The organism is Pseudomonas sp. GL93 (assembly GCF_003408955.1).
GTDB classification, from domain to species: Bacteria; Pseudomonadota; Gammaproteobacteria; order Pseudomonadales; family Pseudomonadaceae; genus Aquipseudomonas; species Aquipseudomonas paracarnis.
Genome location: NZ_NKRF01000067.1, coordinates 77,606 through 92,099 on the forward strand (window position 1 = coordinate 77,606; position 14,494 = coordinate 92,099).

General features: G+C 59.9%; 14 protein-coding genes. 7 read left to right on the top strand and 7 right to left on the bottom strand.

The window, feature by feature from the left end; translation table 11 throughout:
• Nucleotides 1–124: 124 nt before the first annotated feature.
• The 5 genes from CER19_RS12425 to CER19_RS12445 form a co-directional block, all read right to left on the bottom strand.
• Nucleotides 125–439: a DUF2388 domain-containing protein gene (locus CER19_RS12425; RefSeq protein ID WP_003176799.1), complete on the bottom strand. Its 315-nt coding sequence runs from the start codon at nucleotides 437–439 to the stop codon at nucleotides 125–127.
• A gap of 68 nt (nucleotides 440–507) precedes the next feature.
• Nucleotides 508–954 (bottom strand): NfeD family protein, encoded by a 447-nt coding sequence (locus CER19_RS12430; RefSeq protein ID WP_116666632.1) that lies wholly within the window; start codon nucleotides 952–954, stop codon nucleotides 508–510.
• Nucleotides 955–964: 10 nt separating this feature from the next.
• Entirely contained in the window at nucleotides 965–1,885 is a 921-nt protein-coding gene (locus CER19_RS12435) for an SPFH domain-containing protein (protein WP_116666633.1), read from the bottom strand.
• Between the two features lie 76 nt (nucleotides 1,886–1,961).
• Entirely contained in the window at nucleotides 1,962–3,656 is a 1,695-nt protein-coding gene (locus tag CER19_RS12440) for a GspE/PulE family protein (protein ID WP_116666634.1), read from the bottom strand.
• A gap of 82 nt (nucleotides 3,657–3,738) precedes the next feature.
• Nucleotides 3,739–4,077 carry a hypothetical protein gene (locus CER19_RS12445; protein ID WP_116666635.1) on the bottom strand — a complete coding sequence of 113 codons (339 nt, stop codon included), beginning with the start codon at nucleotides 4,075–4,077 and terminating at the stop codon, nucleotides 3,739–3,741.
• Between the two features lie 127 nt (nucleotides 4,078–4,204).
• Here CER19_RS12445 and CER19_RS12450 point away from each other — a divergent pair, with 127 nt between their 5' ends.
• Nucleotides 4,205–4,675 carry an Lrp/AsnC family transcriptional regulator gene (locus CER19_RS12450; protein WP_003195279.1) on the top strand — a complete coding sequence of 157 codons (471 nt, stop codon included), beginning with the start codon at nucleotides 4,205–4,207 and terminating at the stop codon, nucleotides 4,673–4,675.
• Nucleotides 4,676–4,748: 73 nt separating this feature from the next.
• On the opposite strand, the gene CER19_RS12455 is transcribed toward CER19_RS12450, so the two are convergent.
• Nucleotides 4,749–6,116: an inorganic triphosphatase gene (locus tag CER19_RS12455; protein WP_116666636.1), complete on the bottom strand. Its 1,368-nt coding sequence runs from the start codon at nucleotides 6,114–6,116 to the stop codon at nucleotides 4,749–4,751.
• A gap of 158 nt (nucleotides 6,117–6,274) precedes the next feature.
• On the opposite strand from CER19_RS12455, the gene argE reads away from it, so the two are divergent.
• Nucleotides 6,275–7,423 carry an acetylornithine deacetylase gene (gene argE, locus CER19_RS12460; protein ID WP_116666637.1) on the top strand — a complete coding sequence of 383 codons (1,149 nt, stop codon included), beginning with the start codon at nucleotides 6,275–6,277 and terminating at the stop codon, nucleotides 7,421–7,423.
• A gap of 133 nt (nucleotides 7,424–7,556) precedes the next feature.
• A complete protein-coding gene (argA, locus tag CER19_RS12465) occupies nucleotides 7,557–8,855 on the top strand; it encodes an amino-acid N-acetyltransferase (RefSeq protein ID WP_116666638.1) in 1,299 nt (432 codons plus the stop codon).
• Nucleotides 8,856–8,901: 46 nt separating this feature from the next.
• On the opposite strand, the gene tauA is transcribed toward argA, so the two are convergent.
• A complete protein-coding gene (gene tauA / locus CER19_RS12470) occupies nucleotides 8,902–9,888 on the bottom strand; it encodes a taurine ABC transporter substrate-binding protein (RefSeq protein ID WP_116666639.1) in 987 nt (328 codons plus the stop codon).
• A gap of 370 nt (nucleotides 9,889–10,258) precedes the next feature.
• Between tauA and CER19_RS12475 the strand changes: the two genes are divergently transcribed.
• The 4 genes from CER19_RS12475 to CER19_RS12490 all read left to right on the top strand — a co-directional run bounded on the left by CER19_RS12475 (nucleotide 10,259) and on the right by CER19_RS12490 (nucleotide 14,494).
• A complete protein-coding gene (locus CER19_RS12475) occupies nucleotides 10,259–11,602 on the top strand; it encodes an OprD family porin (RefSeq protein ID WP_014720393.1) in 1,344 nt (447 codons plus the stop codon).
• A gap of 275 nt (nucleotides 11,603–11,877) precedes the next feature.
• Nucleotides 11,878–12,516, top strand: a complete 639-nt coding sequence (locus CER19_RS12480; RefSeq protein WP_116666640.1) for a peroxiredoxin — start codon at nucleotides 11,878–11,880, stop codon at nucleotides 12,514–12,516.
• 318 nt (nucleotides 12,517–12,834) lie between these two features.
• Complete coding sequence (gene ssuE, locus CER19_RS12485; RefSeq protein ID WP_020301824.1) at nucleotides 12,835–13,428, top strand: NADPH-dependent FMN reductase; 594 nt, start codon at nucleotides 12,835–12,837, stop codon at nucleotides 13,426–13,428.
• A gap of 97 nt (nucleotides 13,429–13,525) precedes the next feature.
• Nucleotides 13,526–14,494 carry a sulfonate ABC transporter substrate-binding protein gene (locus CER19_RS12490; RefSeq protein WP_116666641.1) on the top strand — a complete coding sequence of 323 codons (969 nt, stop codon included), beginning with the start codon at nucleotides 13,526–13,528 and terminating at the stop codon, nucleotides 14,492–14,494.

Consider the following 14,494-nt stretch of genomic DNA (forward strand, 5'->3'; position numbering starts at 1 on the left):
TAGACGAGTCAGTAGGGCATGGTTGCACGCTGAGACTGAATATAGCCTGTCATCCATGAACGATTCGTCATGCCGCAGGCAAAAAAATGCCGCTTGAAAGCGGCATTTTTTATGAGGGCAGTTGTTACTCGGTTACCGCATTCTTCGCCAGGATGGCGTTAGCCAGTTCCATGTCGGTGGCTTGGAGGCCAGGGTTATCGGCGCGGACCTTCTGCATGGCCGCTTCCAGGTACGGGCCGCGAATGCCGCCGTCGCTGGCGACGAAGCTGCCTGCGTCGTCCTGGGCGGCGACCACCAGCTTGTGGTCCTTGAACGTCAGGTAAGTCGAGCCAGTGGTGGCGCCCGACGAGATGACATTACGCCAGAAGCTATCGGCCATGGCTGAGCCGACAGGTAGAGAAAGCACAGCGAGGGTTGCGACAGCATATTTGAGACGCATGATGGGTGACTCCGGTGGGTTATCTGTACGTTTTGATTGTAGTTAAGCCGATCCAGTTCCATCACTGACTAAACAGTTTCAACCTTTAAAATCACCCCATCCTGCCCAACCACGCGGACTTGAGCGCCCACGGGCGCGTCTGCACCGGTGACCATCCACACGCCATCGCCGACTTTGACCTTGCCGCGGCCTTCCACAATGGCTTGATGCACCACGAAAGTGCGCCCGACCAACTCTGAACCGCGCTCGTTCAACCCCGGTTGGTCGCTGGCCTTGGCACTGCTGCGTTGGCGTTTCCACCAGTACACGGCGGTCAGTATCGACAACACCGCAAACAGCAGCAGTTGCCATTCCAGCCCCAGCGGTGGGAACAGGAACTTGATCACGCCCACGGCTGCGGCGGCGATGCCCATCCAGAGCAGGTAGCCTCCGGCACCGAACACCTCGAGAATCAACAGCACGGTGCCCAGTGCTAACCAGTCCCAGAACGACAAATGCAGCAAAAAGTCCCACATGGTGTTGGCCTCAGCCTTTCTGGTTGCCGAAGGTTGCCTTGACGATTTCGCCGATACCGCCCACGGCGCCAATCACCTGGCTGGCTTCCAGCGGCATCAGGATGACCTTGCTGTTGTTGGCCGACGCCAGCTTGCCCAGGGCGTCGATGTATTTTTGCGCGACGAAGTAGTTCACCGCCTGCACGTTGCCGGACGCAATGGCTTCGGACACCACTTGTGTCGCCCGCGCTTCGGCTTCGGCCTGGCGCTCGCGGGCCTCGGATTCCAGGAACGCTGCCTGGCGGCTGCCTTCGGCTTCAAGGATTTGTGCCTGCTTTTTGCCTTCCGCTGTCAGGATCGCCGACGCCCGCAGGCCTTCGGCTTCGAGGATCTGTGCACGCTTGATCCGTTCGGCTTTCATTTGGCCGGACATGGCGGCCATCAAGTCGGCGGGCGGGCTGATGTCCTTGATCTCGATACGGGTGATCTTGATGCCCCATGGCGCAGTGGCTTCATCCACGGTGCGCAGGAGTTTTTCGTTGATGCCGTCACGCTGGCTCAGCATTGCGTCCAGTTCCATGGAGCCGAGTACGGTACGGATATTGGTCTGCAGCAGGTTGCGGATAGCATGTTCGAGGTTGTTGACCTCATAGGCGGCCTGGGCGGTGTTGACCACCTGGAAGAAGCACACGGCATCGATCTGCACGGTAGCATTGTCGGCGGTGATGACTTCTTGAGGCGGGGTATCCAGCACGCTTTCCATCACGTTGATCTTGCGACCGATGCGGTCCATGACCGGGGTGATGATATTCAGGCCGGGTTTTAAGGTGTTGGTGTAGCGGCCGAAACGCTCGACGGTCCATTGGTAGCCCTGGGGCACCACTTTGAACCCCATGAACAGGATGGCGATGGCCAAACCCACGAAAAGAAGCAGTACGGTTCCGATCTGCATAGCGATTCCCTATCTGAAGGTGTCAGTGAATGACATTAGGCCGATTGTAACGGTCTGGTCACGGATAAGGACGGTTTCATGGCCCAACAAACAAAGGATTTGTTTCTGAATCCCCTGGCGTGACCCGCAATACCTCCGTCATCGTGGTCAGGCCGGCTTTCACTTTCTCGATGCCGGCCATGCGCAGGCTGCTCATGCCCTGCGCCAGTGCCCCACGGCGCAAGGCTTGTAAGTCCGCGCCTGGAGTGACCAGCGCCTGGAGTGCCGGGTCCATGAGCATGATTTCATACAGCCCGGCCCGGCCTCGATAACCGCTGTCACGGCATTGCGCACAGCCGACGGCTTCGCAGCCGCCAGCGTCCTCCTGGCCCACCGGGCGCTTGCAGTGGCTGCACAGAACCCGCACCAGGCGCTGCGCCATCACGCCTATGAGCGTGGCCTTGATCAAATAGTGAGCAATGCCCAGCTCCTGCAGGCGGCTGATGGCACTGGGTGCATCGTTGGTGTGCAGGGTCGAGAGCACCAGGTGCCCGGTCAGTGCGGCCTGGATAGCCATCTCTGCGGTTTCCTGGTCGCGGATTTCTCCGATCATGATGATGTCCGGGTCCTGGCGCAGCAGGGCGCGGATGCCGCTGGCGAACGTGAGGTCGATGTTGTGCTGGACCTGCATCTGGTTGAAGGCCGGCTCGACCATTTCAATCGGGTCTTCCACCGTGCACAGGTTGACCTCGCGGGTCGCCAGTTGCCTGAGGGTGGTGTAGAGGGTGCTGGTCTTGCCTGAGCCGGTCGGGCCGGTGACGAGGATGATGCCGTGGGTGCGTTGCGTCATGGCGTGCCAGCGTTGCTGGTCGGCGTTGGACAAACCCAACTGGTCAAAATCCTTGAGCAGCACCTGTGGGTCGAAAATTCGCATCACCAGTTTTTCGCCGAATGCGGTGGGCAGGGTCGAAAGCCGCAATTCCACTTCGACACCCGCAGGGTTCCGGGTCTTGACGCGGCCATCCTGGGGTTTGCGTTTTTCGGCCACGTTCATTCGCCCCAGGCTTTTCAGGCGGCTGACTACGGCCATGGTGACCTGCGGGGGAAATTGATAGACGTCATGCAGCAGCCCATCAATGCGAAAGCGCACCCGACCCTGGTCGCGGCAGGGCTCGATATGGATATCGCTGGCTCGTTGGCCAAAGGCGTACCGCAGCAGCCAGTCGACGATGTTGACGATATGCGCGTCGTTGGCATCCGGCTCCTTGTCGCTGGCGCCGAGGCTGAGCAAGTCGACATTGCCAGGCGCCGTCATCTTTTGATCCGCACCGCTGACGGACTTGGCCAAGCGGTAAAACTCGTTGATACAGCGCTGAATATCCTGAGGGTTGGCAACCACGCGCTTGATCGTGCGTTTGAGTACCTGGGCCAGCCCGGCTTCCCAGGTGGTGACATGGGGTTGGGCACTGGCGACCGTCACGCTGTGGGCATCCACGGCGACTGCAAGAATGCCGTGGCGCTGGGCAAAGGCGTGGGACATCAAGGGCACCACGGCTGCCACATCGATCTTCAACGGGTCGATGTGCAGGTAAGGCTGGCCGACCTGCCGGGCCAGCCATTGAATCAATGTCTCCAGACAAGGGCCCTGGGCTGCGATGCATTCCAAGGGATGCTGGCTGCCGGACGCTGGCGCTACCTTTTGCGCCGCCTGCGCCGTGATCAACCCTTGCTCGACCAACGCTGGCAACAATTGCTGCAGTTCCAAGGGGTGATCGTGAGTGGCGACAGACATGCAGGTTTTCCTGGGCGGCTTGGGGGGTAATCCCAGGCTAGTCAGCCGCTGAAGATCCTGCTGGCAGGTGTATTGCGGGTTTTTACTGGGCCATCGCCGCCAACGTTTGAGGCCGCTCGGAATCAGCCGACCACAGCTCCAGGGTGCAGACGCTGATCAGGTTTCGAATCTTTTCACCGATCACCTGGGCGCGGTGCCAGCTCAGGCCGGCCATCACGATATCGATGCGCAGCAGGTCGGCTTCCCGGTTCACGCTGACCTGGCAGGGTGTGAGCAATTGCAGCGCGAAGTAGTTGAGCACACGGCACAGCACGTCCGGTTCAGCCTCGGCGACGATGCAGTAGTGCGCCTGGCAGTGGCTGCTATTGGCGGCCCACGCATCGACGCGGGTGGCAGGGTAGGCGGTTTCAACGGCATGCATGCTGGCTCTCCAATTTCGACTGGAGAAATTTTTACATTCGCCTCGGGAGATTTCTTATCTAAGATGAGCCTGTTTTGCGTTAAATAGACTCATACAATTCAAGATCAGCCTATTTGTGGGTACGTTTATGCACAGTGAGTTGGACGCCTACGATCGCCGCATCCTGGCCCTGCTGCAAGAGGATGCTTCGCTCTCCAGTGCACAGATTGCCGAGCAGGTCGGCCTGTCGCAGTCGCCGTGCTGGCGGCGTATTCAGCGGCTCAAGGAGGAGGGTGTGATCCGCGGCCAGGTCACCCTGCTGGACCGCAAGAAAATCGGGCTCAACACGCAGATTTTCGCCGAGGTCAAACTCAACGCCCACGGTCGCTCCAATTTCACTGAGTTCACCGAGGCCATTCGCGGGTTCCCGGAAGTGTTGGAGTGCTATGTGCTGATGGGGGCGGTGGATTTTCTGCTGCGTATCGTCACCTCGGATATCGAGGCGTACGAGCGGTTTTTCTTCGAGAAGTTGTCGATGGTGCCGGGCATCCAGGAGGTCAACTCGATTGTGGCGCTGTCGGAAATCAAGTCCACCACCAGCCTGCCAGTATTGCGCTGACAGGGAGGGCCTCATCGCGGGCAAGCCCGCTCCCACAGGAAATGTGGGAGCGGGCTTGCCCGCGATAGCGGTGTTACAGGCGCAGAAGGGTCTTCCAGGCACGATTCTGATACACCGCAATCGCCTGATGCATACGCGCATCCAGCGATTCATCGGTAATCGGCTGGTTGGCCAGGTGTGCCAGCTTGTTCAGCTCGCCGTACAAGCGGTCCAGTTCAGGAATGTCTACCACATGGCGCGCATGGTGCAGCCAGGCCTGGATGCGTTCGATGCGCGGCAGTTGCTCGGCCAGGTCTTCCGGCTGTTGCTGGTAGCGCTGCAGTTGCAGGGCGACGGCGTCGTCGGCCAACAGGCGTGGCAGCCAGTTGGTGATTTGCGCAGCGCCCTGGCGGTTGCCGCGCACGTTACGCTCGGCCGTCCAGGTGCGGGCCAGCAGCCAGCGCGAGAGGTTGAGTGAGAACAGGCCCCAGCGCACGTCTTGCAGCTCTTCGATGAACTGTTCCGGCGCGGCTTTGCGAATGTCTTCATCGTCGTCACCGGCCTGGACCAGCGGGCGCCAGTCTTCCAGCAACGCATCCAGGGCGCTGCGCAGTTCGCTGGTGGATTGGCGTGGCGCGGCCTGGCCGAGGCTGCCGATCAGGGCGCGCAATTCACCTAGGTTCTCGACCCAGTCCTGCAGCAGGCGCCAGTGGCCATTGAAGCGGTATTGCTCAGCCAGGCGCTGGCTGCTGCCCAGCAGGTGCCACAGGATCGCGGCGAAGGCGTCGTCCAATGGCATTTCGGCATGGATCTGTGGCGCCGGCAGGCTCAGGGAGTAGCTGCTGGCGTCATACAGGCGATAGCCGCGCTCGGCCTTGCTGATGTCGCACGGCATCAGGGCCAGGGTCGCGGCCAGTTCGGCAGCCAACTCCAGCAGGGCCGCCGGTTCGCCTTCGCGCAGTTCCAGTTCCAGCTCGCAGATTTCTTCTTTCTGCTTACCGACCACCACATGGCCCAGGTCCAGGGCGGCTTCGATCACCACCTTGGCCTTGCCACGGCCCCAGGCGATTTCGGCGCGTTCACGCACGAAGTCGGTGGTGAAGATCGGCTTGAGGGTCTTTTTGTCCAGCTCGGCCAGTTGCTCGGGCCAGCACTCGCCATCGAGTTTCTTCACGTCGAGCTTGGCTTTGGGCAGGTCCCAGTTGTATTCGTTGCGTTCCGACAAGCCGGCGACGCTGTGGCCGCGGGTCTTGAGGGTCTGGATGATGTCGTCACCGTCCTTGCGCAGGCGCAGGGCAACCTTGGCCTGGGCCAGGTCACGCTCGGGGGTGTCGAAGTACTGGTTCATCAACTCACGGCGTTCCCAGCCACTTTTGTTGCGTTTTTTCAGTAACGGGTGCTCACGCAGCGCAACGAGTGTTTCGCGGCTGACGCGTAGCTTGATTTCGGTTTCTTTCTGCATGGCCGGAAAATCCAGGATCGGGAGCGCAGCCGGGGAAAAGTGTGGCTGCCAAGGTCGTGCAGTGTACAGGACTGAGCCCGGCAACGTGCCGCAACGGTTTATTGTGTTGCGCAGATGCCTCTATAGTGAGGTTCATCCGGGAAGTTGGGAGACCGCGCATGCCGTTACCGTCCATGAAAGAGCAGTTCGCCGCCTTGATCGCCGCGCCGTCGGTGAGCTGTACCCAGGCGTCTCTCGACCAGAGCAACCGTCCGGTGATCGACCTGCTCGCGGCTTGGCTGGGCGACCTGGGCTTTGCTATCGATATCCAACAAGTCAGCCCCGGCAAGTTCAACCTTTTGGCCAGTTTTGGCAGCGGCCCCGGTGGCTTGGTGTTGGCGGGGCATAGCGATACCGTGCCGTATGACGCGGCGCTGTGGAACACCGACCCGCTCAAGCTGACGGAAGTCGATGGCCGCTGGGTAGGGCTGGGCAGCTGTGACATGAAGGGTTTTTTCGCCCTGGTCATCGAAGCGGTGTTGCCGCTGCTCGACCAACCCTTCAAGCAACCGCTGTTGATTCTTGCCACCTGTGACGAGGAAAGCTCCATGTCCGGTGCCCGTGCGCTGGCCGAGGCGGGGCGGCCGCTGGGTCGTGCGGCGGTGATCGGGGAGCCGACCGGGCTCAAGCCAATCCGCCTGCACAAGGGCGTGATGATGGAGCGCATCGACATCCTCGGGCGCAGCGGCCACTCGTCGGACCCAAGCCTGGGCCACAGCGCCCTGGAAGCCATGCATGACGCTATTGGCGAGTTGCGCGGCCTGCGCCTGGCCTGGCAGCGCGAGTACCGCAACGCGCAATTCAGCGTGCCGCAGCCGACGATGAACTTCGGCTGCATTCACGGCGGCGACAACCCCAACCGCATCTGCGGCCAGTGCTCGCTGGAGTTCGACCTGCGACCCCTGCCGGGCATGGACCCCGAGGTACTGCGCGCCGCGATCCGCCAGAAGCTCGAACCCCTGGCCGAGCGGCATAAGGTCAAGATCGACTACGCGCCGTTGTTCCCCGAAGTGCCCCCCTTTGAGCAGCCCGAAGACGCCGAGTTGGTGCGGGTGGCGGAACGTTTGACCGGTCATCGTGCCGAAGCAGTGGCGTTCGGCACTGAAGCGCCTTATCTTCAGCGCCTTGGTTGCGAAACCCTGGTGCTCGGCCCTGGCGACATTGCCTGCGCCCACCAGCCTGGCGAATACCTTGAAATGTCACGCTTGACGCCTACAGTGCGTCTATTGCGGGAACTGATCGAACACTACTGTCTGAAACCTGCATAAATTAACCCCTGCCCATTCGTACATAAGGAGAGTGAGCGTGTCGCCAAGCCTGTTCCGACGATAACCATCAGCCGCTGTGCGCTTTCACGATTGATCCTTTATTTGGCTGCTTTTTATTACAGGCCCAGGTGTTATGCCCGAATACGTCAACTGGCTTCGTCACGCTTCGCCCTACATCAACGCCCACCGCGACTGCACTTTTGTGGTCATGCTGCCGGGCGATGGTGTGGACCACCCCAACTTCGGCAATATCGTCCACGACCTGGTGCTGCTTCACAGCCTGGGTGTGCGCCTGGTGCTGGTGCATGGCTCGCGCCCGCAAATCGAAACCCGCCTTGAAGCACGCGGTCTTACCCCGGCTTACCACGAAGGCTTGCGCATCACCGATGCCGCGACGCTGGAGTGTGTGATCGACGCGGTGGGCCATCTGCGTATTGCCATCGAGGCGCGCTTGTCCATGGACATGGCGTCATCGCCGATGCAGGGCTCGCGCCTGCGCGTGGCCAGCGGCAACCTGGTCACCGCACGGCCAATCGGCGTGCTTGAAGGCGTGGACTACCACCACACCGGTGAAGTGCGCCGGGTCGACCGCAAGGGCATCAACCGCCTGCTGGATGAACGCTCTATCGTGCTGCTCTCGCCCCTGGGTTATTCGCCCACCGGCGAGATCTTCAACCTGGCCTGCGAAGACGTCGCCACCCGCGCCGCCATCGACCTGGGCGCCGACAAATTGCTGCTGTTCGGCGCCGATCCCGGTCTGATCGATGAGAACGGCCACCTGGTGCGTGAGTTGCGACCACAACAAGTGCCTGCGCACTTGCAACGCCTGGGCAGCAACTATCAAGCCGAACTGCTCGATGCCGCTGCCGAAGCCTGTCGGGGTGGAGTAGGGCGCAGCCATATCGTCAGCTACGCCGAAGATGGCGCCTTGCTCACCGAACTGTTCACCCGCGATGGTGGCGGTACGCTGGTGGCCCAGGAACAATTCGAACTGGTGCGCGAAGCGGCGATTGAAGACGTCGGCGGCTTGCTGGACCTGATCAGCCCGCTGGAAGAGCAGGGCATCCTGGTGCGCCGTTCGCGGGAAGTGCTGGAGCGTGAGATCGAACAGTTCAGCGTGGTCGAGCGCGAAGGCATGATCATCGCCTGCGCAGCGCTCTATCAGATCGCGGATTCGGATGCGGGCGAGCTGGCGTGCTTGGCGGTGAACCCTGAGTACCGCCACGGCGCGCGAGGCGATGTGTTGCTCGAACGCATCCAGACCCGGGCACGAGCGCAGGGGTTGAAGACCTTGTTCGTGCTCACCACGCGCACGGCCCATTGGTTCCGCGAACGCGGCTTTGTACCCAGCAGCGTGGACCGCCTGCCGTCGGCGCGGGCGTCGCTGTACAACTATCAGCGCAACTCCAAGATCTTCGAAAAGGCCCTGTAACCCCGGCCCTTAAGAATGCTGCAGATCAAAATGTGGGAGCGGGCTTTTATTCTGTGATGAATTTGTCGGTCACATAGGCCGAATAATCCGGCAGCACCGTCTCCACCTTCCCCTGTTCCTTCAAGAACTTCGCCGTCTCCCCAATCGCCTTCGCCGTGCCGCCCTTGAGCAGCGCAGCGGTTTGCTGTGCCTGCGCATCCGGAAACGTCGTACCGGCCAACAGTTCCGGAATGTCGTCGGCATTTGAACCTGTCAATTTGGCGATTTTCTGCACCGGCTCCGAATCCACCGTCCAGCTGTCCTTATGGGCGGCATAGTCGGCAAAGGCATCCAGGGTGACTTTGGCGAACTTGGCCACGACGTCAGGGTGTTTTTCCGCAAAATCCTTGCGCGCCACCCACACCTCAAACGTCGGCGCGCCCCATTGGCCCACCTGCGCCGCGTCTGTCAGGGTTTTTCCGGTCTTGCGGATTTCGCCCAAGGCCGGTGACCACACGAAAGCCCCATCAATATCGCCACGCTTCCAGGCGGCGGCGATTTCGGCCGGTTGCAGGTTCACCACTTTGACTTGCTGGGTGTTCAGCCCCCAGTGTTTCAGCGCGCCGAGCAGGCTGTAATGGGAGGTGGAGACGAACGGTGTGGCGATGGTTTTACCGATCAAGTCTTGGGGTGTGTCGATGCCACTGCCGTTGCGCACCACCAGGGCTTCAGAAGCGTTGATCTGTGCCGATACGATAAACGCCACAATCGGCAGGTTGCGCGACGCCGCCGCCGCGAGCGGGCTGGAACCGAGGTTGCCGATTTGTACATCACCCGAAGCGATGGCCGTGACCACCTCTGGCCCGCTGTTGAAGCGGCGCCATGCGATTTTTTCGCCGATGGCTTTTTCGTAGAGGCCGTCGGCCTGGGGAACCTTGCTGGGATCGATGCCGGTCTGGTAGCCCACCGTCAGGTCGGCGGCGTTGACACCAAAAGAAAGTAATAGCGATACAAAAACTGTAACAAATTGACGGGAGGATGTGCGTTTGGCCATGATGGCGTCGCCTTTTTGATCGTGAGTGACGTATGCAACCGTACGGCCACACTAATCGATCTAAAAAAGCACCAGTAAATACCCTTTAGGAATTAGCTTATGGAGCGGCGCGTCTATCCTGACCGGCCAGCTTTACGGAAAGTCTTATTCCTGGATCGTATGAAAAAGAATGAAATAATTCTTTTTGGGTGTATGAAAAACTCATTACCCTGCAGGGACCAAATCAACTGCGATTAGACGAAGGTAGTAGACACACAAGGTTACGATTGACTTGGTGGTCACTATCTGGCGCTAATCGCGCATCTGTGGATCGAGGGCGTCAGACCCGAGACCAAAGAAATACAAAAATTAGAAATGAGAGGAGCGGTACATGAAGAAGTCCACCTTGGCTGTGGCTGTAACGTTGGGCGCAATCGCCCAGCAAGCAGGCGCTGCCGGTTTCATCGAAGACAGCAAGGCCACACTGGGCCTGCGTAACTTCTACATCAACACCGATAACCGCGAAGGCACGGCCAACCCGAGCAAGAACGAAGAATGGGGCCAAGGCTTCGATCTGCGTTTCATCTCCGGTTACACCCAAGGCACTGTTGGCTTCGGTCTCGACGCTATCGGCCTGTTGGGTGTTCGCCTGGATTCCGGCGGCGGCACCAACGGTGCGACTGCCAGCTCGTACGGCGGCACTATCTTCCCGAGCAAGTCCAATGGCGAAGCCGTTGATAACTACTCGAGCCTGGGCCTGACCGCCAAGGCCAAGATCTCCCAGACCGAACTGAAGCTGGGTACCTTGCAGCCCAAGCTGCCGGTCATCGTTACCAACGATGGTCGTATGCTGCCGCAGACCTTCCAGGGTGGCCAGATCACCTCCAGCGACATCAAGGACCTGACCCTGGTTGCCGGCCAGATCGAAAAAGCCAAGGGCCGTAACTCCAGCAACAACGAAAGCCTGTCCATCTCCGGCGCCAACAGCCGTGGTGTGAACTGGCGTTCGAGCAACAAGTTCTACTACGCCGGTGGCGACTACAAGATCACCAAGGATCTGACTGCCCAGTACTACTACGGCAACCTGGAAGATTTCTACAAGCAACACTTCCTGGGTCTGACCCACAACTGGGCCATCGGTCCTGGCGTGCTGAAGTCTGACCTGCGTTACTTCAACAGCTCCGACGACGGTAACAACGGCAACCAGTCCGCTTACTTCTCGACGGGCAACTACAGCGGCGTGAACTCCGGCCGTGGCAAAGTCGACAACAACCTGTACAGCGGCCTGTTCCTGTACTCGGTAGCCGGTCACACCTTCGGTGGCGGTTACCAGGTCAGCAACGGCAGCAGCGACTTCCCTTGGCTGAACCAGGGTGACGGCTCGTCGGCTTACATCACCACCGACATGCAAATCCAGAAGTTCGCCCGTGCCGGCGAGCGTACCTGGCAAGCTCGCTACTCCTACGACTTCGCCAAAGTCGGCGTACCTGGCCTGACCGCGGGTGTGGTTTACCTCAAGGGTGATCATATCGACACCGTCGCCAGCAACCGCACCGAGTTCACCGGCCAGTCCGAGTGGGAACGTGACATCACTGTTGCCTACGTCGTACCGGAAGGTCCGCTGAAGAACGTCGGCGTGGCGTGGAAAAACGCTATGTGGCGCAGCGACATCGCCAACGCGCGTAACCAGGACGAAAACCGCTTGATCGTCAGCTACTCGATCCCGCTGTTGTAAGACTGTAAAACCTTGCCCGGCGCAATGCCGGGCAAGGTGTCTTGCTGTTCAAGTCGGGCTCAACCCCCGCAAGCCCTTCCCGAATCCCTCTTTTTTGCAGCGTCTCAAGGCCTTCTCGAACCTTGAAAGCGATGTTGGCCTCAGGCCGTTCCCAAGTCCAATGAACTGATTTTTAATATTCTTTTATCGTCTAGATAAATCGATATTTATTCTTTTTAAATCATCAAAAATCCATGCACAGTGGGCTCCATAAGCACTCACCAGGAGCCACACCCATGAGCCTAAGACTGGGCGACATCGCCCCCGACTTCGAACAGGATTCCAGCGCCGGCAAGATTCGTTTCCATGAATGGCTGGGCGACAGCTGGGGTGTGTTGTTTTCCCACCCGGCGGACTTTACGCCGGTGTGCACCACCGAACTGGGCTTCACCGCCAAGCTCAAGGACGAATTCGCCAAGCGTGGGGTCAAGGCCATCGCCTTGTCGGTAGACCCGGTGGACTCGCACCACAAGTGGATCGACGACATCAACGAAACCCAGAACACCGTGGTCAACTTCCCGATCCTGGCCGATGCAGACCGCAAGGTCTCGGACCTCTACGACCTGATCCACCCGAATGCCAGCGATACCCTCACGGTGCGCTCCTTGTTCGTGATCGACCCGAACAAGAAGGTCCGCCTGACCATCACTTACCCGGCCAGCACCGGGCGTAATTTCCATGAAATCCTGCGGGTGATCGACTCTCTGCAACTGACCGACAACCACAAGGTGGCGACGCCGGCCAACTGGCAGGATGGGGATGAGGTAGTGATCGTGCCATCGCTCAAGGACGAGGAAGAGATCAAGAAACGCTTTCCCAAGGGCTATCGCGCGGTGAAGCCGTACCTGCGCCTTACCCCACAACCCAATCGTTAAGGCGGATATCGCCATGGCGGGCAAGCCCGGCTCCCACAGTTGACCGCATTCCCCTGTGGGAGCCGGGCTTGCCCGCGATGGCGGCTTCATGAACAGCAAAGGCATCAAGTTGCAAACCGTCTCACACAGCAGGGGTTTTCAGGCCGTTTCGACGGCCTTTTTTTTCGCCTGGCGATTGGTTAAACGCTTATGTATTTATGGAATAAACAAATGAATAAATAAGATTTATAGATATATAAATCTGCTGATAAGGTCTATCCCATCTTGGCGCCATCGCCGTACAGCGAACCGCCGACACTTGCTCAAGGAATCTCCTGCATGCTGGTCGTAACACTTGGAGGCAGTCCCAGCCAGCGTTCCCGCTCCGGGGTCTTGCTGGATAAAACCCGTCAGTGGCTGCAACAGCAGGGCGTGGAAGTGGTGAGTTACCAGATACGGGACTTCCCGGCTGAAGACTTGCTGCACGCACGCTTCGACAGCCCCAAGGTCATTGACCTGCTGCAACAAGTCGCCAATGCCGACGGCCTGGTGATCGCCACGCCGGTGTACAAGGCGTCGTTTTCCGGGGCGTTGAAAACCGTATTGGACCTGCTGCCAGAACGCGCCCTGGCCCATAAGGTGGTGTTGCCAATGGCGACCGGCGGCAGCATCGCCCACATGCTGGCGGTGGACTACGCCCTGAAGCCTGTGCTGTCGGCCCTCAAGGCCCAGGAATTGCTCCACGGTATTTTTGCCGAAGACAGCCAGATCGCCTATGGCGAGGGCAGTGTCCAGGCGCAGTTGGTGCCGGTACTCGAACAGCGTCTGCACGAAGCCCTGGAGCAGCTCTACAGCGCCATGGCGCGCCGGCCAAAACCGCTGGACCCTGACGTATTGAATGAACGTTTGTTGAGTGCTCGCTGGAGCATTTGAGCCTCACCCCAGAAACCTGGAAACACTCACCTTACTCAGCCGACAACGGCCAAGCAGGTGCAGCCAAAACCCTAATCGCACAGTTGGAGAGAGCGCCATGCGCACTGTCATCTTGCGTCGTGGTCTGGTCGCACTCTTTGCTGCGGCTGTGTCCTTCGGCGCCATCGTTCAAGCCCAAGCCGCCGAGACCTTGCGGATCGGTTATCAGAAGTACGGCACCCTGGTGCTGCTCAAGGCCAAGGGCACCCTGGAAAAACGCCTGGCCGCCCAAGGCGTGCAGGTGCAGTGGACCGAGTTCCCCGGTGGCCCGCAATTGCTCGAGGGCTTGAACGTCGGCTCTATCGACTTCGGCGTTACCGGCGAAACCCCACCGGTGTTCGCCCAGGCGGCTGGCGCCGATCTGCTCTATGTCGCCTACGAGCCACCCGCGCCTACCAGCGAAGCGATCCTGGTGCCCAAGGACTCGCCGATCAAATCGGTGGCCGAACTCAAGGGTAAAAAGGTCGTGCTCAACAAAGGCTCCAACGTGCACTACCTGCTGGTGCGTGCCTTGGAAGACGCCGGCCTCAATTACACCGACGTGAAGACCGTGTTCCTGCCGCCCGCCGATGCCCGTGCCGCGTTCGAGCGCGGCAGCGTGGACGCCTGGGTGATCTGGGACCCGTACCAGGCCGCCGCCGAGAAGCAACTGCAAGCGCGCACCCTGCGAGACGGCACCGGGATTGCCGACAACCATCAGTTTTACCTGGCCACCAAACCCTACGCCGAACAACACCCGCAAGTGATCAAGGCGTTGGTGGAAGAGGTGCGTGCGGTAGGCGAATGGTCCAAGGCCAACCCGCAGGAAGTGACTGAGCAGGTCGCCCCACTGCTCGGCCTGCCAGCAGATATCACCCTCACATCGGTGAAACGCCAGGGCTACGGCGCGCTGTTCCTGACCCCGGAAGTGGTCGCCGCCCAGCAGAAAATCGCCGACAGCTTCTACCAACTCAAATTGATCCCCAAGCCCTTGAGCATCAAGGACGTGATCTGGACGCCACCCGCCGCGGTTGCCAAAGCGCCGTAA